The organism is Acinetobacter sp. SA01, from assembly GCF_011319235.1.
Taxonomy (GTDB): domain Bacteria; phylum Pseudomonadota; class Gammaproteobacteria; order Pseudomonadales; family Moraxellaceae; genus Acinetobacter.
Genome location: NZ_WXXM01000010.1, coordinates 92944 through 118132, shown reverse-complemented (window position 1 = coordinate 118132; position 25189 = coordinate 92944). Strand labels below are relative to the sequence as shown.

General features: G+C 42.4%; 19 protein-coding genes. 9 read left to right on the top strand and 10 right to left on the bottom strand.

The genetic code is table 11. The features are described from left to right. Nucleotides 1-250 precede the first annotated feature (250 nt). On the bottom strand, nt 251-928 hold the full coding sequence (locus tag GTU69_RS10895) for a YetF domain-containing protein (protein ID WP_166170451.1): 678 nt from the start codon (nt 926-928) through the stop codon (nt 251-253). A gap of 258 nt (nt 929-1186) precedes the next feature. Here GTU69_RS10895 and GTU69_RS10890 point away from each other — a divergent pair, with 258 nt between their 5' ends. Both GTU69_RS10890 and GTU69_RS10885 read left to right on the top strand, forming a co-directional pair. Beyond that, nucleotides 1187-2215 carry a molecular chaperone DnaJ gene (locus GTU69_RS10890; protein ID WP_166170449.1) on the top strand — a complete coding sequence of 343 codons (1029 nt, stop codon included), beginning with the start codon at nt 1187-1189 and terminating at the stop codon, nt 2213-2215. Between the two features lie 93 nt (nt 2216-2308). Further along, nucleotides 2309-5140 (top strand): ATP-binding protein, encoded by a 2832-nt coding sequence (locus GTU69_RS10885; RefSeq protein WP_166170447.1) that lies wholly within the window; start codon nt 2309-2311, stop codon nt 5138-5140. A gap of 51 nt (nt 5141-5191) precedes the next feature. Here GTU69_RS10885 and GTU69_RS10880 read toward each other — a convergent pair whose 3' ends face one another. Continuing rightward, complete coding sequence (locus GTU69_RS10880; protein WP_166170445.1) at nt 5192-8086, bottom strand: valine--tRNA ligase; 2895 nt, start codon at nt 8084-8086, stop codon at nt 5192-5194. Nucleotides 8087-8270: 184 nt separating this feature from the next. On the opposite strand from GTU69_RS10880, the gene GTU69_RS10875 reads away from it, so the two are divergent. After that, nucleotides 8271-8957 (top strand): hypothetical protein, encoded by a 687-nt coding sequence (locus tag GTU69_RS10875; protein ID WP_166170443.1) that lies wholly within the window; start codon nt 8271-8273, stop codon nt 8955-8957. A 20-nt stretch (nt 8958-8977) separates the two neighbouring features. Further along, a complete protein-coding gene (locus tag GTU69_RS10870; protein WP_166170441.1) occupies nt 8978-9784 on the top strand; it encodes an SDR family oxidoreductase in 807 nt (268 codons plus the stop codon). A 90-nt stretch (nt 9785-9874) separates the two neighbouring features. Here GTU69_RS10870 and GTU69_RS10865 read toward each other — a convergent pair whose 3' ends face one another. The 8 genes from GTU69_RS10865 to sdsA all read right to left on the bottom strand — a co-directional run bounded on the left by GTU69_RS10865 (nt 9875) and on the right by sdsA (nt 20549). After that, nucleotides 9875-10309, bottom strand: a complete 435-nt coding sequence (locus GTU69_RS10865; protein WP_166170439.1) for a heavy metal-binding domain-containing protein — start codon at nt 10307-10309, stop codon at nt 9875-9877. Between the two features lie 3 nt (nt 10310-10312). Further along, complete coding sequence (locus tag GTU69_RS10860) at nt 10313-10669, bottom strand: YbjQ family protein (RefSeq protein WP_166170437.1); 357 nt, start codon at nt 10667-10669, stop codon at nt 10313-10315. 105 nt (nt 10670-10774) lie between these two features. Continuing rightward, nucleotides 10775-12235 (bottom strand): multidrug efflux RND transporter AdeIJK outer membrane channel subunit AdeK, encoded by a 1461-nt coding sequence (adeK, locus tag GTU69_RS10855; RefSeq protein WP_166170487.1) that lies wholly within the window; start codon nt 12233-12235, stop codon nt 10775-10777. Next, nucleotides 12235-15417, bottom strand: coding sequence for an efflux RND transporter permease subunit (locus GTU69_RS10850; protein WP_166170435.1), 3183 nt, complete (start codon nt 15415-15417; stop codon nt 12235-12237). The genes adeK and GTU69_RS10850 overlap by 1 nt, the downstream gene beginning before the upstream one ends. 12 nt (nt 15418-15429) lie before the next feature. After that, on the bottom strand, nt 15430-16698 hold the full coding sequence (locus tag GTU69_RS10845; RefSeq protein WP_166170433.1) for an efflux RND transporter periplasmic adaptor subunit: 1269 nt from the start codon (nt 16696-16698) through the stop codon (nt 15430-15432). A 31-nt stretch (nt 16699-16729) separates the two neighbouring features. Further along, nucleotides 16730-17335 carry a phosphatase PAP2 family protein gene (locus tag GTU69_RS10840; protein ID WP_166170431.1) on the bottom strand — a complete coding sequence of 202 codons (606 nt, stop codon included), beginning with the start codon at nt 17333-17335 and terminating at the stop codon, nt 16730-16732. Between the two features lie 147 nt (nt 17336-17482). After that, nucleotides 17483-19537 carry a site-specific recombinase gene (locus GTU69_RS10835; protein ID WP_166170429.1) on the bottom strand — a complete coding sequence of 685 codons (2055 nt, stop codon included), beginning with the start codon at nt 19535-19537 and terminating at the stop codon, nt 17483-17485. Between the two features lie 34 nt (nt 19538-19571). Next, the gene (gene sdsA, locus GTU69_RS10830; RefSeq protein ID WP_166170427.1) at nt 19572-20549 is read right to left on the bottom strand and encodes an All-trans-nonaprenyl-diphosphate synthase; all 978 of its coding nucleotides are present in this window, start codon (nt 20547-20549) and stop codon (nt 19572-19574) included. 436 nt (nt 20550-20985) lie between these two features. Between sdsA and rplU the strand changes: the two genes are divergently transcribed. From rplU to serS, 5 genes are all read left to right on the top strand, one after another. After that, nucleotides 20986-21297 (top strand): 50S ribosomal protein L21, encoded by a 312-nt coding sequence (gene rplU / locus GTU69_RS10825; protein WP_086196864.1) that lies wholly within the window; start codon nt 20986-20988, stop codon nt 21295-21297. An 18-nt stretch (nt 21298-21315) separates the two neighbouring features. Then, nucleotides 21316-21573: a 50S ribosomal protein L27 gene (gene rpmA, locus GTU69_RS10820; protein WP_086196863.1), complete on the top strand. Its 258-nt coding sequence runs from the start codon at nt 21316-21318 to the stop codon at nt 21571-21573. A 218-nt stretch (nt 21574-21791) separates the two neighbouring features. After that, nucleotides 21792-22490: an outer membrane lipoprotein chaperone LolA gene (gene lolA / locus GTU69_RS10815; protein ID WP_131274099.1), complete on the top strand. Its 699-nt coding sequence runs from the start codon at nt 21792-21794 to the stop codon at nt 22488-22490. A gap of 493 nt (nt 22491-22983) precedes the next feature. Next, on the top strand, nt 22984-23772 hold the full coding sequence (locus GTU69_RS10810; RefSeq protein WP_166170425.1) for an RsiV family protein: 789 nt from the start codon (nt 22984-22986) through the stop codon (nt 23770-23772). 119 nt (nt 23773-23891) lie between these two features. Continuing rightward, nucleotides 23892-25163, top strand: coding sequence for a serine--tRNA ligase (serS, locus tag GTU69_RS10805; RefSeq protein WP_166170423.1), 1272 nt, complete (start codon nt 23892-23894; stop codon nt 25161-25163). Nucleotides 25164-25189: the final 26 nt, after the last annotated feature.

The window sequence follows — 25189 nt, the reverse complement described above, 5'->3', positions numbered from 1 at the left end:
CTGTGCTGTACATAAATAGATCAGATTTCATCTTAAGCGAGTTTTCAATGCTTGCTCAAGCAAGTTTTTTTACCATTTTGTTACCGATAAATGATTATCAAACAATCAGTTTTTGAAACAAGACTGCATCAGATGCAATGCTAACTGCTGCAGGAACTATGCCATTTAAAATATGATTATTACTGCGTCGACTCAGCTTTTAGCCGATAAACTTGAATTAAAGCCAAAAACCAGTTGAGCTACTGCCAGCTTATCTGAGCATCTGTTCCTTTATGGCCTTGGCCCAGCGGCAACAGCCACAGCGTGGGCAGGACTGCTCGGGCTGGTCAGGATGATCGACATGGCCACAGTACATGCAGGCATAATAAGTGTTGGGTTCTATCTGGGTAACTTGCTGATATTGCTTGTGAAACAGTGGTAATCCATAACGGATATCTTCAGGGTGAAAAAGCAGGATACTAAATTTACCATCGCTTTCGAGCAGCCCGGCACGCACCTGACCCAGATGTTCAATGCCTTGCTGGCGCATTTCGGCAAAGAATTCATCGTGTGACATTTTTCCGCGCTTGATTTTCTCCAGCACCAATACACCATCTTCTACAATGTACAGCGACTTGCCTTCCAGTAAATCTTCAAAGGGTTGGTATTTCATCATCAGCCAGGTGGTCAGGCGGTACATCATGATGATTACGCTCATGATCAGCAGTGCCTGAATTAAGGGCAGGTCTTCGGTAAACATTGGGTCGCCTGCAATAGAGCCGAGCGATAAAATAATGGCCAGTTCAAACACCGAAAGCTGCCGGATGCCACGTTTCCCGGTCAGACGTAAAAACAGAATAATCATGATAAACATACACACGCAGCGCACCACAATTTCAGCGGCAAATTCCCAGTTGGTGTCGTGAATGAAAATACTGGCCCAATCCATGTGTGCAGTTCCTTATCTCTGTTTATTAATCATTTTTTTATAATATGCCTGACTTAATCTAAACCTGCCTTTATAGTTCGGTAAAGAACTGAAATTATTTTAGTTACGTAGTTAATTCAAAACTTTACCTGATTTAAAGCCGTATAGTGCTAAGGCGTGCCTGACAAGTGTTTTGCAGGGCTTAGATTTTACCGAAATGAGCCAAAAAATATTTTTGCATAAATCAGGTATAATTTTTCTTTTGCATTTTTCTGCCTTATGTCTTTCGATTTAAAAACCACTGTTCAGCCTGATATTGAGCTTTCACCACAGCAGAGAAAGTTCAACCGTCTGATTGAAAAAATTGAACAGCAGCAGCTTGAGCTGAAGCAGTGGCAGCAGGCGCAGGAACAGATTCGGCAATATACCCGTCAAACTTTGATGCCGGTCTATCATGAGCTATATGCAGTGCTGTTTCAGCAACTGGAACAGCTATGGACGCATTTGCAGGTAGCAGAATTTTCCAAGGCAGCGCTGATACAGCTGGATATCAAAATCCAGTCTCTTGCAGCTTACTTAAAAGATTCATCATCTTTATCAGGGCAACAAGTTCATATAGTCGATGACATTTATAATTACTATCAACAGCATATTGAACATAGCCAAGCCAGAAAAAATAAAAAGCAAAGCGCAGAGAATATAGAGTTGTTCTTTGCTGATGAGAATGTTTTGGATCAATCTGAATCTGAAGATTTTGAAGAATGGGATACTGAGCAGTACAGTCAGGCACGCGAGCAAGCCAAATTAAAACGTCAACAGGAAAAACTGGAGCAAGCTGCAAAGCTGGCCGAGCAGTCTTTGAAAACCGTGTACTTAAAAATTGCGGCGACTATTCACCCGGACCGTGAGCCGGATGAAGCTAAAAAAGTAGAAAAGACTGAAATGCTGCAACGGGCCAATGAGGCCTATGCAGCGCAGGATTTATTTTATTTGCTGAAACTGCAAATCCAGATTGAGCAAAACCGAGGTGCAACACATAAAGGTTTAAGTGCGGAACAAGTAAAGTTCTATAAATTGGCTTTAAATGCACAAAGCCAGAAATTGGATGATCAAATAGAAGAAATGATTCAATCGTTGAGCTGGAATAAAAAAGCCCTTACAGGCAAGGTCAAAATTACCGATTTATATAAGCAGGTGGATGCAGATACTTCAGCGCTGAAAAAGCAGGTGAAAGGGGAAAAGGAACGCTTGAAGTATATGAAGAAGTTGAAAGGGTTCGAGATGTTGATGGAGAATGGGGTTTTATAGTTTTCATAGATAAGAAAAAATTTTGCGCAAAAAAAGTTTTTTTAAATTCATGATAATATTGATAAAAATATTATATCTATTTGTGAGGGTTAAATGGGAACATATTCAAATATCACGATTGAAAATGATCAATTCTATAGCTTAGAAAAACATTTTGAAGTAGCATGCAATCGCCATCCCCATTTGAAACTTCTTGAATCCCAATGGAGGTTTGATCAAGAGCTTATCAGTAAAGCATTACAAAACATAAATACAATTTTTCCTCATTATAGCCGTCACGATGCCTCACATTCGAAACAAATTATTGTAAATATCGAAAGAATATTAGGGGATAAGATAAAGTTTTTAAGTGCGACAGATACATGGTTAATTCTAGAGTCAGCTTATAATCATGATATTGGAATGGTGATTACACAAAAACAAATTGAGGATATGAATTCTCAAGAGTTTGAAGATTTTGTAATAAGTTTAAAAGAAGATAAAGAGAGTGAATTACATTCCTTTGCAAAAAGATGGTTAAAAGAAAAGGCTATATTACCAAAACAAGCTAAAGCTCATTCTTTTTTTCATAGTTATATTCAGTTACTTGCAGAGTGGTATCGTAGAAAGCATCCAGAAAACTCTGCCAAAATTGTTCAAAATCCATTACAAGAAATAGGTTTAGATTCTCCGCGTAATGAATTACTACCTAATAGATTATTTCGTGTTGTAGCTAATATTTGTCGTGCGCATGGCGACAGTTTTGATGATGTAATGAAATTGCCTCATGCAGAAGCAGGAATGGCTTCGGAAGATTGTCACCCGAGATATGTAGCTTGTTTAATTAGAATGGGTGATTTATTAGATGTAGATGATAATAGATTTTGTCCTGTAATGATGAATATGTGTGGGAGTCATATGCCACATTTAAGTCATATACACAATGAAAAACACCAATCGATTAGGCATTTACGTTTAGATTCAGAAAGAATTGAAGTTGATTCAGTATGTCCTAATCCTGATGCTTATGAGGTAACACATGATTGGTTTGTATGGTTGCAACAGGAATACCATAATCAAACCCAAAGATGGAATGAAATTGTACCGAGTAAAGAGTTAGGTAGACTACCTACACTAACTACACCAAAAGTTGATATAGAAGAGCCATACTTAATTTTAGAAAAAGGGAAAAAACCTAACTTCAAGATTAATCAGGATGCTGTGTTAGATATCCTTCGTAGTACAGGATTGTATACATCCAAAGTAGATAGTATTCGCGAAATTTTGCAAAATGGTGTAGATGCAACCCTACAAAGAATTTGGTTAGAAGATTCCAAAATTGTTAATGAAGCGCAAAGCCCATTAGAATCATCAATTCAAAATTTATATGCAAAATATCCTATTGAAATAAATTTTGAACATAAAAAAGATGATATATGGACTTTAGAGGTGACTGATCATGGTATTGGTATTGATTTTGACACTTTAAAATTTATGCTTGAGGTTGGGGGGTCAAGAAAGAATAAGAAAAAATTGGAAATTATTAAAGATATGCCGGAATGGTTTAGACCTTCAGGTATGTTTGGGATTGGTTTACAAAGTGCTTATTTATTAGCTGATAAATTTTCAATAATTACAAAATCTATAGTCAATAAAGAAACTCTAAAGATAAAGTTTAATAAAAATAAAGGTAGTGTTATTATAAAAAAAGTTAATCAAAATATACTGTCTGATTATGGAACACGTTTTATTATTGATATGAAAATAAAAGATTTTCCACAAAGAATTTCTTTACCTTTTGGAGAGACTGAAATCTCAACAAAGCTTAATGGCTATGATTTTACTAAATCAGGATCAAATTTACGTGATTATGAGGTTTTAAGTATAAAAAATAGTTTTATAAATTTTTTTATGGAAAGTCCTATTGGTAGTAATTTATTAAGTAAAAATAATAATCAAGGTTCATATTATTATGATAAAGAAACAGGTATTCTAATTTCAAAAATTAGATTTGGTGATTTTAATTATGGTAATTTTAATACATTTTTTAGGGGACAATCTTTTAAAGAATTAAATTTATATAATGATTTAAGTTTCTGTAGCGCAGTTATAGATTTTTATGGTGAAAGAGCTGATAATTTTTTGACCTATAATCGAGAGAAAATTTTAAATGAAGCAAAAGGTAAGGCAAAAAGTAAGGTTAAAATAGCTGTTAGAAATTATATAAAAACAAAATATGAAGAAATTTTGGATGATGAAAAACCTTATGCTGTGGCTTGCTTTACAGCACTTTATAATTTCGAGAAAATAGGTGAAATAATGCGTTCTGATTTAAATAATTTAAAAGTATTAATAAATCAGATTGAGTTTAAGTTAGAGGATTTAGTTGAAAAGATAAGAGAAAATGAAATATCTGAATTATCATTGGTTGAGGCTCAAAGAGAAGATTTATCAGAATATAAAATTATTAGAAATAAATCTAATAGAGATATTTTAGATTTAGTACTTTTTTTGATAACTAAAGAAAACATTTATTATCAAATTGATTTGATTGACTCTTCTTTGAGTAAATATAGTTTTTCAAAGGAAGATATTCAGCCAATTTCAGATAATTATTTCAAAAAAGTACTGGAGCTTAAAATAGGTTCTGGGTTCTATGAAATTGGATGTAGGAAAATTTTCCCTGCTTGGGGCGAATTTAGGAAATTAAGTTTTAAAGCTACTATACAATGGCCTGATCGTTTTCACTACCAAGATAGTAGAGGAGATGTATTGGTATTACCTTATTTATTTAATCAAAACATAGAGTTGAAAGATCGTTTTGATAATAGTGAGGAATTTATTCAGTGGATTTATGATAATAGGAAAGATGAACAGGTAACACTTAATGAAATTCGTGAGCTTAACTCTAAATTAATTAGCCATTTACAAAGTATTTTAAAATGATTCAAAAAAATCCCCTCATTCGAGGGGATTTTTTTGAATCAAACTACAGTATTAAAGCGCCGCAATCTGCTCCATATTCGCTTTAATCTTCGCTAGCTGATCAGCAAACTCAGCAAGTTTCACTTTCTCGCCTTCAACCACAGCAGCAGGTGCTTTTGCTACAAAACCTTCATTCGAAAGTTTGTTAGCAATCTGATCATGTTGCTTTTGAACCTTGTCCAAGTCTTTTTGTAGACGCCCCAATTCCGCTTTAGGGTCAATTAAGCCCTTCATTGGAACGTATACAGACACGTGACCGACTACAGATGAAGAAGATAATGGTGGTTGCTCGCCATCCGCCAAGAAGGTGATGCTTTCAACTTTCGCCAATGCTTTAAACAATGCTTCAATACGAGTGATCTGTGCTTTTTCAGCTTCAGTAGTATTTTGCAGAAGAACAGGCAACAAACGTGCATTACCTAAGCCCATCTCGCCACGGATGTTACGAACCGCACCAATCAAACCTTGCAGCCATTGCATATCTGCTTCAGCCTGGTCATTCATCAACGCTTCGTCAGCCGTTGGGTACTGCGCCAGCATAATCGTTTCGCCAGAGATGCCAAGTTTCGGCGCAAGCGTTTGCCAGATTTCTTCAGTCAGGTAAGGCATTAACGGATGAGCAAGACGTAAAGATGCTTCCATTACCGCAAGCAACACACGACGAACTTCAGCTTTACGCTCTTCAGATACGTTTTCATCGTTTAATACAGGCTTGGTTAATTCAACATACCAGTCACAGTATTCATTCCAGATGAACTCGTAAATCGCTTGTGCAGCCAAGTCTAAACGATAGGTCGCAAATGCAGTTTGTACCGCAGCAGTCGCTTTTTGTAGACGGCTGACGATCCATTGTTCAGGCAATTCCCAAAGATCAGGACGCGCTGTTTGACCAACGGTTTGACCTTCCACGTTCATCATTACGAAACGTGTACCGTTCCAGATTTTGTTGGCAAAGTTACGGTAGCCTTCAACACGTTTCATATCGAACTTGATGTCACGACCGGTGTTGGCAAGCGCACAGAATGTGAAACGAACTGCATCCGTACCGTAAGCCTGAATACCTTCAGGGAATTCTTTACGGGTTGATTTTTCAATCTTCGAAGCCTGTTTCGGGTTCATCAGACCTGTGGTACGTTTTTGTACTAGGGTTTCAAGATCTACACCGTCAATCAAATCTAATGGGTCAAGCACGTTACCCTTAGATTTCGACATCTTCTGACCTTCGCCATCACGTACCAGACCGTGAACGTACACCGTTTTGAACGGCACTTGAGGCGTACCATCTTCATTTTTCATGAAATGCATGGTCATCATGATCATGCGGGCTACCCAGAAGAAGATGATGTCAAAGCCAGTCACCAAGACATCAGTCGGGTGGAAAGTATTTAAGAAATAGTTTTCCGCATCTTTCTTGGCATCGCCAGTCCAGCCTAAGGTTGAGAATGTCCAAAGACCTGAAGAGAACCAGGTATCCAATACATCTTCGTCTTGGTTTAACTCAATATCGGCAGGGATGTTGTTTTTCGCACGCACTTCAGCTTCGTCACGACCAACGTAAACATTGCCTTCAGCGTCGTACCAAGCAGGGATACGGTGACCCCACCACAATTGACGAGAGATACACCAGTCTTGGATGTTGTTCATCCATGCCATGTACATGTTGCTGTATTGTTCAGGAACAAACTTAATACGACCGTCTTGAACTGCTTCAATCGCAGGTTTCGCCAGTGGTGCAATTTTCACATACCATTGGTCTGTCAATAGCGGCTCAACGATCACGCCTGAACGGTCACCGCGAGGTGGCTTAAGCGTATACGGTTGAATTTGGTCTAACCAGCCTTCAGCTTCCGCTTGCTCAACCAGTTTTTTACGTGCTTCAAAACGCTCTAAACCAATATAGTCTGCAGGTGCAGGGATGGTTTTAGAAATTTGTTCGCCCGCTTTTGCGATGTATTCAAATTCAGCAAGAACTTCAGCATTTTTGTTGAAGATGTTGATGATTGGCAATTCGCAGCGCTTACCCACTTCATAGTCATTGAAGTCATGCGCAGGGGTGATTTTTACACAGCCTGTACCGAATTCTTTGTCTACATATTCATCTTTAACAATAGGAACCGCACGACCGGTAATTGGCAGGATGATATTTTTGCCCACTAAGTCTGCATAGCGTTCATCATCCAGTGCCACCGCAACTGCGGTATCGCCTAATAACGTTTCAGGACGAGTAGTGGCTACGACGATGTAATCTTTACCATCGTGCGTGCGCAGGGATTTATCTTCAAAGAAATATTTGAAGTGCCACAGAGAACCTGCTTCTTCTTTATCAGACTCAACTTCCAGGTCAGAAAGGGCAGTTTGTAATTTTGGATCCCAGTTAACCAGGCGTTTACCACGGTAGATCAAACCTTCTTCGTGAAGTTTTACAAACACTTCTTTTACTGCGTTTGAAAGACCTTCATCCATAGTGAAGCGTTCACGAGACCAGTCAACCGAAGAACCTAGGCGACGGATTTGACGGGTAATGTTACCGCCAGACTGTTCTTTCCATTCCCATACTTTTTCGATGAACTTTTCACGGCCCAGGTCATGACGGCTAATACCTTGTGCACCCAACTGACGCTCTACCACCATTTGCGTTGCAATACCGGCGTGGTCCGTACCCGGTTGCCATAAGGTATTTTTGCCTGACATACGGTTAAAACGAGTCAGAGCATCCATGATGGCATTGTTAAAACCATGACCCATGTGCAAGCTACCGGTGACGTTTGGTGGCGGAATCATGATACAGAATGATTCGCCTTTTTCAGACGGCTTGAAGTAACCGCGCTCTTCCCAAGTTTGGTACCATTTTTTCTCGATCTCGGTAGGATCGTAGGTCGTAGCAATATTTTGCGCAGAATCAGTCATAGTGAAAACAGATCAAAAGTGAATAAAAAATTGCAGTTATTGTAGCAAAAAAAATGACAGATGAGACAGCTAAAGAAAATGCAAAAATAAGCGATTAGCACATACACAATTCGGTTCTATGATGAGAGTATTATAAAAACAGCGCAGATGATCGCAGAACAATACTAAAAAGGAGATGATCACCATGAATTATATGATTTCTTTAAAATTAAAATCAGAAACACATCAACGGTTCCAGCAGATTCATCAGCAACTCAATCAGGGCAAAAGCGAAAGTCTGGCGAAACCGCTGGGTGAAGTGCTGGCGGATATCTCCTGTGAAATTGTTGATCAGGTGTTTGGTGAAATTGCCCGTTTATCTACCTCCAGTGACCGGGAATCTGAAAAAGTGGTGCAACAGATTTTAGATACGGTACGTAAATATATGCCGTGGTCGGTGTCATTTTTTGGTAATGACCGCCTCACTCCAATGGTCAATTATTTGATTGAAATGGCACATGAAAAAAATGATCAATACTATATTTCCTATCGGGTTGATCATGTGCTGGTGGTGGAACTGTTAGGTTGTGTGGAACAAGTCAAGAGTGGAAATAGCCAATATGTTTCGCCTGCCTTGAAAGCTTTTACCGAAATGGTCGATCAAGGCGTGACCTATTTGCTACGTGAGCCTAAAAAAATGTTGAAATTCAATTTGGTGGTTGATAAAACCCTGAATGGTGTGATTCATTTGACCACGCAAATGGGCTATAAACGTTTGGAAAAAATTGGAACTTATTATGATGCTCAAGATACTCATCGTTATCTTGATCATTTTCTGATGTTTTTGAACCCAGAGCCTAAAACTGGCAGATCAAACAATTCTGAAACCTAATTTAAAACAGGAAGCATAACATGGCGCAGCAGGACAGTTTAAACAACAAAGTGGTATGGATTACCGGTGCATCTTCAGGGTTAGGCAAGGCTCTTGCTCAGGAGTGTGCTTTGCAGGGTGCACAGGTGGTACTGACTGCACGCCGTATCGATGAACTGGAAAACGTCCGTTTAAGCTTACCTCATCCTGATCGGCATATTTGTGTCGCTGCCGATATTACTGATGAAAATCAGGTTCGTCATGCTTATGAGCAAGTGCTAAGTCAGAAAGGGCGTATCGACTGGTTAATCAATAATGCCGGTTTAAGCCAGCGTGCCCTGATTGCCGACACCACCATGCAAACTGAACGCGCGATTATGGAAGTGGATTATTTTTCGCAAGTATTTCTGACCAAAACGGTTTTACCGACTTTCCTGCAACAAAAGTCGGGCCGGATTATCTTCGTTTCTAGCGTGGCGGGTTTATTGGGGACCCAGTACCGTGCCAGCTATTCGGCGGCAAAAGCGGCTATTCACATGTGGGCGAATAGCTTGCGCGCCGAGGTGGCACAAGAGGGTGTTCATGTCAGTGTGGTGTTCCCGGGTTTTGTCAAAACCAATGTGTCTTTCAACGCCTTGAATGGTGCCGGCAAACCGCAAGGACATCAGGATGACGCGATTGAAAATGGTTTAGAGCCAGAAGTGTTTGCCAAAACCGTGGTCAGTGCATTGCTGAACGGTGATGAATACATTGTGGTGGGTGGAACCAAAGAAAAGCTGGGGGTATGGATGTCACGCTTATCGCCAAGTACACTGTATAAAATGATCCGCAAGGCTAAGGTGAAATAATTAAAGCTCCTTCTATTTTAAAAGAAAAAGCTTTAAAGTCCCCCTTTGCAAAAGGGGGATTTAGGGGGATTCAAACCTTATTTAATTTACTTAACCCCGAACCGCCGTCCCATAAGCAAACACTTCTACCATCCCGCCTTGCATGCCCAGCTCTGTGGTACTGAGACGTAAGCCCATAATGTGAGTTGCGCCCATTTTTTCAGCTTCCAGTTTCAAGCGGACAATCGCTTCACGGCGGGCACGTTCCACCACACTTTCATAACTGGTCAGACGGCCACCGAAAAAGTTCTGGATATTGGCAATCACATATTTAAAGTAATCATGCGAAATGACTACATTGCTGCTCACCAGTTGCCCCGGATGTGAAGATGTTTTAAAACGGCTGTTATCCAAAGTGATATAGGCCAAACGTTGTTCATTTTCCGCCAGTGAATCCAGGTGCTTGCGTTCATTGTATCTGCCAAAACCAAAACCGAGTGCAAATAAAATGGCAAAAACAGCAATTTGAAGAATCAGGCCATCCATCACTTAGACCTGCGCTTGAAATGGATCGGGAAGTTTGGGAATGTTTGGCTCCACCACAACTGCTGTGCCATACACAAAAAGTTCCGAAGCACCTTGGGCAATATTGGAGGTTGAAAAACGGATGCCAACCACGGCATTGGCGCCCATCAATCTTGCCTTTTCAATCATGCGGTTCATGGCTTCCTGACGCGACTCTTCCAGCAGTTCGGTATAGGCCGTGAGTTCACCACCGACAATATTTTTTAAGCCAGCAAGCAGGTCACGTCCGACATGCTTACTGCGTACAGTGCTGCCATAGACCACATCAATTTGTCGGCTAATGGTATGACCCGGAACAGATTCTAAATTACTCAGCAGCATGTTTTGATATTCAAATAAAATGGGATTTATTGAAGATAGGAAATCATGTTTAAAAAAGCAATAAAAAAGCCCGCATGGCGCAGGCTTTTTTATCATATTTGAACATTACTGAGCGCTGTTTGCCGCTTTACGTTCAGCCGAAGAAGGAGTCTGTTGAACGGCATCACCGGTGTTGGCTTTCAGACCACCACCGAGTGTTTTGTACAATTCAACCTGGTTATTCATGTTGGCTTGTTCAAGCAACAATAAACCTTGTTCAGCAGCATAAGAGGCACGTTGTGCATCCAGTACAGTCAGGTAGCTGTCAATACCTGCACGGAAGCGGGCATTTGACAATCGGTAAGTTGTATTGGTTGCATCTACCAGACGGCGCTGCGCTGCCAAACGGTCACCAATATTTTGACGCACGGCCAAGGCATCATTCACTTCGCGGAAAGCGGACTGAATGGATTTTTCATAATCAGATAAGGCAATTTTCTGGTCTGTTTCTGAAATCTTGATGTTAGCTTTACGTGTGCCCCAATCGAAGATTGGCAGGTCGATACTTGGACCAATTGACCAGACAAATCCACCCGATTTAAACAGGTCGCTCAAGCTGGTTGAGGCATAGCCTGCGTTGCCAGTCAAACTGATGGTCGGGAACATGCGTGCTTTGGCTGCCCCAATATTGGCACCCGCCGCAGACAGTTTATATTCCGCAGCACGAATGTCAGGACGATTATTTAACAAGTCACTTGGTAAACCGGCACCAATGGCATTGCTTTGACTGATACGTGTGACACGTTGAGTCGGCAGCAAATTGGCAGGAACCGCCTGACCAACCAGCAAATTAAGCAGGTTTTGTGCTTGCGCAATTTGGGTCTTGTAATTGGCAACATCGTTACGGGCCGTTTCGACAGAAATTTGTGCCTGACGCACAGGAACTTCACTGTCGATGCCGACATCGAAACGTTTTTTATTGAGGTTATAAGACTCAAGCTGGGCTTTCAGCGTTTGCTCGGCAAGTTTTAAATTGGCATTGGCAAACGAATAATTTAACCAGGCTTGTGCAACCTGACCTATCAATGCAATTTGAGTGGCATCACGCGCACTTGAAGTCGCTAAATACGTATCTAGAGCATTGTCTTTCAAGCTGCGCACGCGGCCCCAGAAATCTAGCTCATAGGCAGTCACACCTAAGCCGACATTGTAGCTGGTCATCGCACCCTTGGTGTTCATTGTGTCCTGACGAAGTACACTACCACTGGCACCAATGGTTGGCAGCTGGTTGTTCTGGGTAATCTGGTACTGTTGCTGTGCACGCTGAATATTCAACGTTGAAGTACGCAAATCACGGTTATTGGCTAATGCCAGATCAAGCACTTGAAGCAAGCGTGGATCGGCAAAAAAGTCTTTATAACCTTGTTCAGCAATTGAAGGTCCAGAACTTGCGGTTAAATAACCCTGTTCCGGAATATTTGCTTGAGCTACGGGCTCTGGGCCACGCATGCTTTGACAGGCTGTCAAAGCAAGCGCAAGTGCAGATACCGCAATGCTACGACCTGAAATAGACCATACCTTTTGCATCACGATGCTTGCTCCTGATTATTTTGGTTTTTAGGTTTGTATTTAAAGATACTTCGAATCCAGACGTAGAACACCGGAATAAAGAAGATACCCAATAAAGTCGAACTGATTACGCCACCCAGTACACCATATCCGACTGAATGTTGGCTACCTGCACCCGCACCTGCAGCCAGGGCAAGCGGAAGTACACCAAAACCGAAGGCAAGGGTGGTCATAATAATTGGACGTAATCGCATTTTCGCTGCATGAAGCGTCGCTTCAAGTAGCGGCTCGCCTTTATCTTCTTGCAGCTCCTTGGCGAATTCTACAATCAGGATCGCATTTTTCGCGGCCAAACCAATGACGGCGATAATTGCGACCTGGAAGTAAATGTTATTCGACAAGTTTGGATCTTTCAGTACGATCATGCCGAGGAAGGTTAAGCCAATTGCACCGACAATACCTAAAGGAATCACCAACAGTACCGAGAATGGAATAGACCAGCTTTCATACAATGCAGCAAGACACAGGAACACGATTAACATAGAAAGCCCGTATAGACCCGCAGTTTGCGAACCTGCTTCACGTTCTTCTAAAGATAAACCTGTCCATTCATAGTCAAAACCGCTCATGCCCATTTGTGGCAGTTTGGCAATGATTTCTTCCATGGCGAGCATTGCATCACCAGAGCTGACGCCCGGTGCAGGAGTACCCTGAATATTCACCGATGCAATACCGTTATAACGTTCAAGACGTGGCGAACCATAGCTCCATTCACCGGTTGCAAAGGCAGAGAACGGTACCATTTGTCCCAGGTTGTTACGTACGTACCACTTGTTTAAATCTTCTGGCATCATACGCGCATCGGGTACGGCCTGAACATAGACTTTTTTCACGCGACCGCGGTCAATAAAGTCATTAATGTATGAACCACCCCAAGCAATACTCATGGTACTGTTGATTTCAGAAATACTGACGCCCATAGCGCTGGCTTTTTCATTATCAACATAAATTTTGTATTGCGGCGTATCTTCCTGGCCGTTCGGACGCACACCGACAAGACGTTTGTCTTGCGCAGCCATACCCAGAATCATGTTACGGGCAGTAATCAGTTTTTCGTGACCACTACCTGCAGCATCTTTCAACTGCAAGTTAAAGCCGGCAGAAACACCCAGTTCCGGCATTGCAGGAAGCTGCAAAGGCATTACGTAAGAGGCATCTTTGGCAATCACGTTCAGGGCCATACCACGCTGGATGATGGCACCGATTTGAGATTCAGGTGTTGTACGCTCACTCCAGTCTTTTAACTTAATGAAGGCTAAACCGGCATTCTGACCGATACCCGTGAATGAGAAGCCCGCAACGCTGAAGATAGAATCGACATTGGCCTTTTCACCTTCCATAAAGAAACCATTCATTTGATCAATCACTTTTTCGGTACGATCAAGTGTGGCATTCGGTGGAAGCTGAACCAGCGTCATTACTACACCCTGGTCTTCATTTGGCAGGAATGAACTTGGCAGGTTCTTAAACATGAACAGCAAACCAGCGATGACCACAGCATAAATGGCACCCGCAATGATTTTATGAATTAGCAGTTTGCCTACCCATTTCTGGTAACCGACTGATAAGCGGTCAAAGCCATGGTTAAACCAGCGGAAAAAGCGAGCGAACACACCATTGCTTTCCGGCTTGTCTTTATCATGCTGTTTCAGCAAGGTTGCACAAAGTGCAGGAGTGAAGGTCAGGGCAATGGCCAGGGATAAAATCATCGCGGTCACAAGTGTGATCGAGAACTGGCGATAAATTACACCGGTCGTACCACTAAAGAATGCCATCGGTACGAATACTGCGGTTAATACTGTCGTAATACCGATTAGGGCACCCGAAATCTGTTGCATCGACTTTTCAGTCGCCGTAACCGGATCGAGATGTTCTTCCTGCATCACTCGTTCTACGTTCTCGACCACAACAATCGCATCATCCACCAGCAAACCAATTGCAAGAACCATGGCAAACATGGTGAGGGTGTTAATCGAGAAGCCAAACAGGTTGATGATGGCAAAAGTACCCAACACCACTACAGGCACGGCCATGGTTGGAATCAGGGTGGCACGCCAGTTCTGCAAGAACAGGAACATCACCAGGAATACCAGCACAATCGCTTCAATTAAGGTGTGAACCACACTTTCAATCGAAAGTTTGATAAACGGCGTGGTATCAAATGCCAATTGGTCTTTCAAACCACTTGGATAGTTTTTGCGGAGTTGTTGCAAGCGCTCTTCTACAGCAGTTGCCGTGTCGAGTGCATTTGCACCGGTAGCTAGTTTAATTGCTACACCGCCAGCAGGCTTGCCGTTGAATTTAGACCGGAACTGATAGGTGTCAGAGCCTAATTCAACTTTAGCCACATCACCCACAGTCACTTTTGCACCGGAACCGGCATTTTTCAAGAAAATGGCACGGAACTGTTCAGGTGTTTGCAACAGGCTTTGTGCATTTACAGTGGCATTTAGTACCTGGCCTTCAACAGCAGGTGCACCACCGAGTTGACCTACCGCAACCTGTGCGTTCTGGGTGCGCAGTGCAGTAACAACATCACTTGGGGTCAGCTGGTAACTGCTGAGTTTTGCTGGGTCGAGCCAGATACGCATGGCATAAGAACCACCAAAAACCTGCACTTCACCTACACCCGCTACACGGCTTAGCGGTTCAGAAATATTCGAGTTGACGTAGTCTTTGATGTCGGCATCAGAGAGTGAACCATCTGGCGAGTAGAATGCAACGACCTGCAGGAAGCTGGCACCCGATTTGGTCACCTTGAGGCCCTGACGCTGTACATCTTCAGGCAGTAGGGCAGTTGCGGACTGTAATTTGTTTTGTACTTGAACTTGTGCAATATCAGGATCAATGCCTTGTTCAAAGTTCAATGCAATAGATGCCTGACCGTTACCAGCACTGTTGGACGAAATATAGCGTAAGCCATCCAGACCGTTCATTTGCTGTTCAATAATTTGGGTCACTGTATTTTCTACAGTTTCAGCAGATGCACCTGGATAGGTCGCAGCAATGGTTACCGTTGGCGGTGCAATGGTCGGATATTGTGCAATGGGCATTTTGCTGAGGGTTAAAATACCCGCCAGCATAATCACCAATGCAATCACCCAGGCAAAAATCGGGCGATGAATAAAAAAGTGAGCCATTCAGTCTACCCCTTATGCATTTGAAGTAGCTTTTTGTTCAGTTTTAGGTTGTGCTTGGCCAGCAGGTTGGCCTGCTTTATTTGCATCTGCCGTAGGCTGACCTGCACCCTGAGGTGCCGCAGCTTGAGGCTGGTAAGGTTTGGCAACCACGGTTGCGCCTTCTTTCACCTTGGCAATACCATCAACAATGACTTTTTCACCCATTTGCAAGCCTTTGGTCACAATCCAGTCTTTGCCTTGCACACCGGCAGTTTCAACCGGACGTGTTTCAACCGCACCTTTGGCATTCACGATCATGGCAATCGCCTGACCTGTTGGGGTACGGGTAATCGCTGCCTGAGGAATCAGCATGGCATTCGGAATAACACCTTGCACGATTTGAGCCGTTGCATACATGCCTGGAAGCAGTAAATGGTTCGGGTTCTGGAACACAGCACGCAGCGTTACCGTACCGGTTTCCGGATTCACACTGGCATCGGAAAATGCAAGACGACCTTCAATCGGGTAATAGCTACCATCTTCAAGCTTAAGCTTCACTTTAGTATTGTTGCTGCTACCCAAATTGCCTTGGCTCAACTGTTGACGTAAACGCAGCAGCTCGGCACTCGACTGGTTAATGTCGACATAAATTGGATCCAGGCGTTGCACGGTCACTAAAGGTGCTTCCTGGCTTGCGGTAACTAGGGCACCTACAGTGACGCTTGAACGGTTGGTTTGACCTGAAATAGGTGAACGAACGGTAGAATAACCGAGGTTGATTTCTGCATTTTTAAGTTCAGCCTGGGTTGCCGCGACATCCGCTTCAGCCAGTTTTACTTGTGCCGCAATATCATCATATTCTTGTTTTGAAATGGCATTGGTGCCGACAAGTTGACGGTAACGTCCTTCTTTCACGCGTAATAGGTTTAAGTTAGCCTGCTGACGGTTGAGCGCAGCACGTGCACTGGCGACAGTTTCACGGTTGGTTCGCGAGTCAATTTCATACAGTGCCTGTCCTTGACGTACATAACTTCCTTCAGTAAACAGACGTTTAAGAATGACACCACTGGTTTGTGGACGGACTTCAGAAATTTCAAATGCCGTCATACGGCCAGAAAGTTCTACCGATTGCTCTACGCTTTGGGGTTGAGCAACAATGACACCGACTTCAGCCGGTGGCATTTTTTGGGCTGCTGCAGCTTGCTGCGCATCCTTGGGATCTTTGCTACAACCAACAAGTGCAATACTTGTTGCTAATGCGCAAGCGGTAAGGGCGGGTGCCCATAGCTTTGCAGACATCATTGTTCCACCTCGATTAGATTCTTCTCTAAAACTAATTTCTTTTTTCTCTACTTAATTTGGCATACAGCAGATAAAGTAGTGTGATCCAAATAAAACTTATGCTCCAACCCGCCAAGACATCAGAGGGGAAATGCACGCCCAGATAAACCCTGGAAATTCCCATAACAAACAGCCAGATAAAAGCACATATACAAATCAATATGTGCCGGGGATGTTTTTGACTGAGATAAATTGCAAGACAACCCAAAGTCGCGGCATAAAGGCTATGCGCACTGGGAAATGCAGCACCATAGCTTGCAACCAGATGATACATTTCAGGTGGGCGAGGTCTTGAAATTACATATTTAAGTAGCCAAACCGTGGCAGTACTTCCGATCAGCCCCATGCCAATAAAAACAACATTTGTAAATTTTTTATACCATGCCTGCTGTAAACACCAGACTGTGGTTAAAAATAACACAAATGGCATACCGCCTATAGTCGAAAGTGTGATGAATATTCTATTTAGTGGCACGCTACGATGCTGGCTCAACCATTCAATCACTACCCAGTCGAAGTGATTCAAGAATGGCGTAACCAACATTAATATGCTGAAAATAAATAAGAAAAATCCTACACCAAGCAACAGATAAGGCATGTAAGCAACCTTTGTTATCTTAGTCGATTGAAGCATGACTAATGAATGGTTAAAGTGTACTCATCAGTACACTTTATTTCAAGTATGTGTAAATTATGCTTTTCTTTTTACCGATTTTTTAACATGAAGTAAAACAAAAATAGCAAATTACTTGAGTGCCGATTTTTGCGGTGTTGAAAATTCATCTACTTCTAATGGAGTTTTTGGCGGCCAAAAAAAGTCACTTGGTCGGGTCAGGAAGTGGGTGAGTACCAGCTTGGCCAACGGCTTCCATTGTTCAAAGCGAACGCGGCGAGCACGTAGCGCGACAATAATTGTTAAAGTAAAACTCACAAACAGGTTGGTCAAACCAATTAACAATACACCTAAAAATGACACAATAATCAAGCCAATTTCAGGACTGCCATTAATACAAATCAAACCCTGAATAAAGTTGGCTGAAGCAAAGGCAATGTGGCGAATATCCAGAGGCAGCCCTAAAATAAAACCGATGGTGCCCATACTGCCAAGCATGATCCCGAACAGGAAGTTGCCCGCCAATGCGCCTAAATTGCGTTCTATATAGGCGGCAAATTTATTCAGCCGTTCTTGCCCCAATAACATTTTTAATTTTGCATGGGCCTGTAAACGTGGACCCACCTTACGGTATACCGCCATGTTGTCAAAATAGCCGGCAATCAGTCCTGAAAAGAATAGACACACCCCGGCAATCGCTGCATGAGGAATGGCCAGTGAGGTAAATGGATTGAGGGAATGTAAAGTTTTGGTGGCTTTGACATGAGTTAAAAGCGGTTCATCCATGCCGTACTGCCAGAGCAGGGTAATGATTGCTGCGGTCGGAATGGCAATGGAAATATTACCTAGAATGGCAATGAACTGGGTGCGGATGATGTTAATGATCAGTGCGGCAAGTTCAGCAATCTGTGTGGTTTTAGAGCCTTTGGTCTGTTGTACCGTTGCTGCAAGTGCCGCGGCAGTCATGGCGGGCTGTTTGGTGGCAACGGTAAAATGCAAGACATGAATCAGCATAAACCCGAATGAATAATTCATGCTAAAGACCAAGGCCTGCATGATGGGTGCCATAGCCATTCGCGCAGCCAATATTTTCAAGCTGGCCATGGTGGCAATAATGACACCGGCACCCGCAGCCGATTTATACATAGACCAAAAACCTTGCTTGTCGGTACTTACATAGTGTTCACCGGTTTTACTGGCATTCTCGGTGACCTGTAATGCAATCAGTTCGCTATTGGCGGCTAAAAGTGACCGCACACTGCGCTCGCTATAAATGGCATGGGTGATATCGACCAGCAATAAGCCTAAAGATTCATAGCGAAGCTGGTCTTCATCCATAATCAGATTAAGTAACAGTTCAATACGGTCCAGACATTGTTCCAGTAATGACAGCAGATAGGTCAGGCTTAAACTCACGCCAATTCTTTTGGTGGCACGACGAATTTTTAATACCACATCCCGACATTGCTCAATCATGACCAAAGCTTGAGATGCGTCCGGAGGAACAATTAAGGCCATCGGATCGGTGTTTTGATGCAGTGCCTTGTAATGCTGGATAAATTCATTGATTTCCCGGTTTTGTACCAGGAAAGGCGATTCATATTCGGTAAGTTCCGGATGGGCGTTAATAAATTCCGGATACAGCCCAATGCCACTAATCCGGTAAGATAAAACGGTAATGGCCTTGATCAGCTCGCTTTTAATTTTAAGCTTGTCTTGCTGATTACTGTGCCCCTGATTGATCAAAGAAAAGAGTTTTTGCCAGTCTGCATCGACAATGCTATCCAGCCAGTATTTGTCACTACGCTGATAAAAAACACGCCGTACCAAATCTTGCAGCTGGCTTTGATCATTAATCAGGGGAAGAAAATGCGCACCCAGCCGCTGAGCGAGCTGATTCCAGAAACCATCCAAAGACAAAATGCCAGTATCGGCATATAAACTGGTTTGTTTGTATTGGTTAATAAGTTTTAAGATAAAATTTTGAAAGGTAGTAACAGCGTGGGGTGTAAGCAGCAGTGCCTGGATGAAAGCCTGGAATTTATGGTTAATTTCGTCAAGATTGGTCGAGTCATCTGGGCGAATCCGGTTCACCAGCTCAATCAGCAGTGAATCATCAAGAACAGCCTGACTGGATTCAAGCTGCTCCTGCATTTTTAAAAATAGATCATTAAAATTTATATGCATAGGCGAGGGTTAAAACTATATTTTTCAAATCCCGTTATTGAATCCGGTTGAGGGCAAGCTGGGCCAAATTAATCAGTGCCTGGCGATATTCACTCTCAGGAAGAGCATCTAATGCGTTCAGTGCAAATTGAGTTTCTTCAGTGGCACGTTGGCGGCAATAATCCAGAGCACCACAGCTTTGCACAATCTCGATTACCCGTTCCAGCTGGTTAAGACCGCCGGTGGCAATACTACGACGAACAATTTCATGTTCTTCATCGGTGGTTTTTTGCAAGGCAGAGATTAATGGCAAAGTCGGTTTACCTTCCATTAAATCATCACCAATATTTTTACCTAATGTTTCGGCATCGGAAGTATAGTCTAAAATATCGTCAATAATCTGGAATGCATTGCCAAAGTGACCGGCAAAAATTCGTAATGGCTCACGGTATTGCGGTGTACCCGATAAAATGGCAGCACCTTCAGTAGCCAGCTCAAACAAACGTGAAGTTTTACCGTGAATAATATCGAGGTAAGTCTGTTCTGTGGTTTCAGGCTGATGTTGTGCTTGAAGTTGTAGAACTTCACCTTCAGCAATTTCACATGTTCCTGTCGAGAAATCTTTGAGTAAGGTCATATCGTTTAAATCGACCAATAAGTCAAAAGCACGCGAAATCAGGAAGTCACCGACTAAAACCGCAGTCTGGTTATTCCAGGTGGCATTCGCGGTTGGACGACCACGACGCAAGCCTGATTCATCCACTACATCATCATGGACCAGCGTTGCGGTATGCAGCATTTCAATAATCGCTGCCAGTTTACGCTGGCGTTCGATATCTTCTGCGCCGCAGGCTTTGGCTGCCAATAGGCACATGATTGGGCGCATACGTTTGCCGCCTGCTTCAACCACGTGTTTACTTACTGCCATCACCAAGGCAACTTTTGAAGTGATTCCTTCATTGATAAATGTGTCCATCGCAGCAAAGTCTGAAGCAACAGGAGCGAGAATGTCTTGCTTAAAATCGATGGCCATATGAAGAGAAACCTCTAAAAATTGAATTGCTTATTTATAGTTTAACAACTATAGCTGATATAAGGCGAAGATCTTAATATAGTTGTTTAAAACCTGACTAGGCAAATGGTTTTAAATTTAACCGTATTATTATTATCCAGCCAGATGTGTGATGGAACTGGCACTCGGGTTTTTATACTAGCGAATTGAGTTTAAAAATCTATTACATTGACAAAACGTCAGCTCTACATACATAGCTAAAGGGTCATTTTTTAATACGCTTTGATCGTTTATAAAATAAACTGCGGACAAAGTGCAAAAAAACGCTGAAATGGCTTGTTGTTTGATTTATTATCACTTAATATGTTTGCCCTTATATATCCCCCCAGTGGCGTTCGTATTAAGATCGATATATTCCTTTATCGGCACGACGACACGGGCATGTTTGGAGTACATTATGTACGCAGTAATCCAAAGCGGTGGTAAACAACACCGTGTGGTTGAGGGTGAAACCCTTAAAGTAGAATTGTTGAAAGCTGAAACTGGTACAACTATTACGTTTGATGACGTATTAATGCTTGTAAACGGCGAAAGCATTCAAATTGGTGCTCCAGTTGTTGCTGGTGCTACAGTAACTGCTGAAGTAGTTAGCCACGGTCGTCACGACAAAATCCGTATTGTTAAAATGCGTCGTCGTAAACATTACCGTAAACAACAAGGTCACCGTCAATGGTTTACCGAGTTGAAAATTACTGCTATTTCAGGCTAATTACGAGGATTATGAAACATGGCTACTAAAAAGGCTGGTGGATCGACACGTAACGGTCGTGACTCGAACCCTAAAATGCTAGGTGTTAAAATGTACGGTGGTCAATCTGTGACTGCGGGTAATATTATCGTTCGTCAACGTGGTACAGAATTCCACGCTGGTGCAAACGTAGGTATGGGCCGTGACCATACTTTATTTGCTACGGCTGATGGCGTGATCAAATTTGAAGTGAAAGGTCAATTTGGCCGTCGCTATGTATCTGTTGAAACTGCATAAGTTTTAATGGTACGAAAAACCCACATTTGATGTGGGTTTTTTTATGGCTGAAATTCGCCAAAAACATCTAGGGGTCTCCATCATGATGTAGAAATGGCTACATTGGCTATTAATAACAATACAAAACTTCTTATTTTCTCAATTATTAGAAATAAAAATTGGTTTAAGATGGACGCATTGAACAAATTGCGATACTGCAAATAAAAAAAGGTGATGATATGAAAATGCTTCGTAAAACTCTGTGTGCGATGACCTTGGGTGCTGCAACGCTTGCACCGGTAATGAGTACAACTGTTTTTGCTGCCCCTGTAGCAGCATCGGAGCAGCAAGCAACCAACAATCTGGTCAAGCAGTTAAGTAATATTCGCACATTGTCTGCTAACTTTGAACAAACCACAAAAGCGACTTCTGCTGGTAAAGCCCCGCAGAAAAAAGGCTTGACTGGACAACACATGAATCAAACCTTTAAAGGGGTGATGAAAGTTGCGCGTCCGGGTAAATTCTTCTGGGAAACCACCAGTCCATCCAAACAGACCATTGTGACTTCGGGTAAAACCGTATGGATTTATGACCCTGATTTACAACAAGCCGTCCGTCAAAGTTTAGATGAACAGGTGGCAAATACGCCTGCGTTATTATTGTCGGGGAATACCAGTCAGATTATGAAGTCTTATCGAGTGACTCAGCCCGATAAAGGCAAGACCTATTACACTTTGTACCCTAAAGTGAAAGACAGTGCATTCCAAAGCCTGACCATTAGTTTTGGCGCGAACAAGGCCCCAAGTTTGATGATTTTGCAGGATTCATTGGGGCAAACCACCTATGTGCGCTTTAATAATGTGAAATTGAATCCATCGATTGCTTCTTCAACCTTCAATTTTACACCGCCAAAAGGTACCGATATTATTGATCAATAATATATTGATTTATAATATTTAATTATGAGTTCGTCATAAACTGCAAAGCAGTCCTGTGTGGCTGCTTTTTTATTGGATATGCTGTTAAAAATGAGGGAAATTTTTATTCACCCAGCACCACCCTACAAGAATATGTTCAAGCTCGAACCTAAACATCATAATGCACAATATTTCAAAATCAGCGGATGCGCAGAGGGCTAGGGCTATCTGTTATCTTATCTCTATCATATCCATACAGAATCTTCCAAAGTGTTGATTCTCAAGGTGTAAGATTTAACACTTCAGTCTCAGGCAGGAATTATCCTGGGTGTGCATGTGCCCTTGAGTTTTCACGATAACTGGGTTGAGCTATCTTAAAATCAGGCAATTTTTTATACAAATGCCTCATTATTCAGCTAAACAGGGTTAAAGATACATATTTTAAATGTTATTCAGGGATCTGGCTTTGTATAGTGAAGCCGCATGATCAAAGGCACTAGGTTGTTAAGATAAGATGAAAATACGCACGAATCAACAATGGCTCTGGGCTGTTCCGGTTTCTTTGGCAGCACTCGTTATGGCAGGTTGTCAGGAGCGACCTGCACCGCAAAAGGAACAGGTTAAGGTAGAAAAACAGGAAGCTTCTTCTACAATTCCATTAATTCAAGCCAAGGTTGTTCCTGTGAAATTAAGCAAACCGGAAGCCTGTGATGCGGAAGGTTGTACCCAGTATGAGATTCAGACGGTAAAGAGCAACTTGAAATGGGTGGATGACTATTTTATCGATCGGGTGAAAAAAGCCGATCCGATTGCATTTTCTACCACGCCCAATGAAAAGATCAATACTGCCGAAGGAGCGAGTCCCAATTTAAGTCAAAGCTCGACCTATATCCGTTTTGTCAGTCAGCAGTATGACCGGGCAACCTTTGCCATTCAAACTTATACCTATTCATCCGGTGCTGCGCATGGCATGTATCATCAGGAATTTGTCAATTTTGACTTGAAAAACAAAAAGCGTCTGGCACTGCAAGATATTATGGTCAAAGGTGCAGAACAGCAATTATTGAATACTTTATATGATTCAAACAGCATCTGGCTGGAACAGCACAGTATAGATAGAGAAAAACTGAAATTAAGTGATAATTTTTACTATGGTGCCAATGGTATTGTCTTTGTTTATCCCTTGTATGAGCTGGCTTCCTATGCAGAAGGCATGACTGAACTGACCTTGCCTTATTCTGCACTCACTAAACTGATTAAAGCTGAATATCTGCCAGCTTTACCCAAGTATCCATCGTCCTAATTTAAGCTTAATTCGGGTAAATTTGCTTTAATAAGCCACAGCTGTCCGCTCGATCACTGTCTTTTTTAGTGTTTAGCGCTTACACTATAGCCAGTTTTTTTCTTTGCAAAAGATTGGCTATGATCGACCCGAAATTAATCCGAAATAATATTGAGGCTGTAAATTTAGCCTTGGCAAAACGTGGTGTACAGCTGAATGTCGAAGAGTGGGCTTCACTGGAAGCTCGCCGTAAAGAGCTTCAATCGAAAACTGAAGCTTTACAAGCAGAGCGTAATTCGGGTGCTAAACAAGTTGGCCAAATTAAAAAATCTGGTGGCGATGCATCTGAAATAATGGCACGTATGGCTGCCATTGGTGATGAAATTAAAGCTGCTGAAGTTGCACTTGCTGAATTGCAAACTGAAATTGAAACCAAGTCTTTAAGCATTCCCAACATGCCGCATGAATCTGTACCTGAGGGTAAAGATGAAGACGACAACGTTGAAATTTTAAAATGGGGCACACCGCGTCAATTTGATTTTGAAATCAAAGATCATACTGACCTGGGTGAATGGATGGGCGGTTTGGAGTTTGAAACTGCAACCAAATTGACCGGTACACGTTTTAGTGTTCTGAAAGGCCCATTGGCGCGTTTACAACGTGCGCTGACCCAGTTCATGCTAGATACCCATACCCTGAAAAATGGTTATACTGAAGCCTATGTGCCTTATCTGGTTAATGCAGATTCATTGCGCGGTACAGGTCAATTGCCTAAATTTGAAGAAGATTTATTCAAATTGCAGGGTGAAAAAGAATATTACCTGATCCCGACTGCGGAAGTACCGGTCACTAACTTTGTACGTGACGAAATTATTGATCCTGAACGTTTGCCATTGAAATATGCCGCACATACGCCATGTTTCCGCAGCGAAGCAGGCTCATATGGTCGCGATACCCGTGGTTTAATCCGTCAACACCAGTTCGACAAAGTTGAGATGGTGCAAATTGTAAAACCTGAAGATTCGATGCAGGCTTTGGAAGAACTGACCGGGCATGCTGAAGGTATTTTGCAGGCACTTGGTCTACCATACCGTAAAATTATCCTGTGCGGTGGCGATATGGGCTTTGGTTCAACCAAGACCTATGACCTTGAAGTTTGGGTACCGAGCCAAAATACCTACCGTGAAATTTCTTCATGTTCAAATATGGGCGATTTCCAGGCCCGCCGTATGAAAGCACGCTACCGTGTAGACCAGAAGAAAACCGAATTCGTGCATACTCTGAACGGTTCTGGTTTGGCGGTTGGCCGTACCTTGCTTGCAGTGATGGAAAACTACCAGCGTGCAGACGGTTCAATTGAAATTCCTGAAGCGCTTCGTCCATATATGGGTGGTGCAGAATTTATTGATTAATCTTTGGATGGATCGGTAAGTTAATA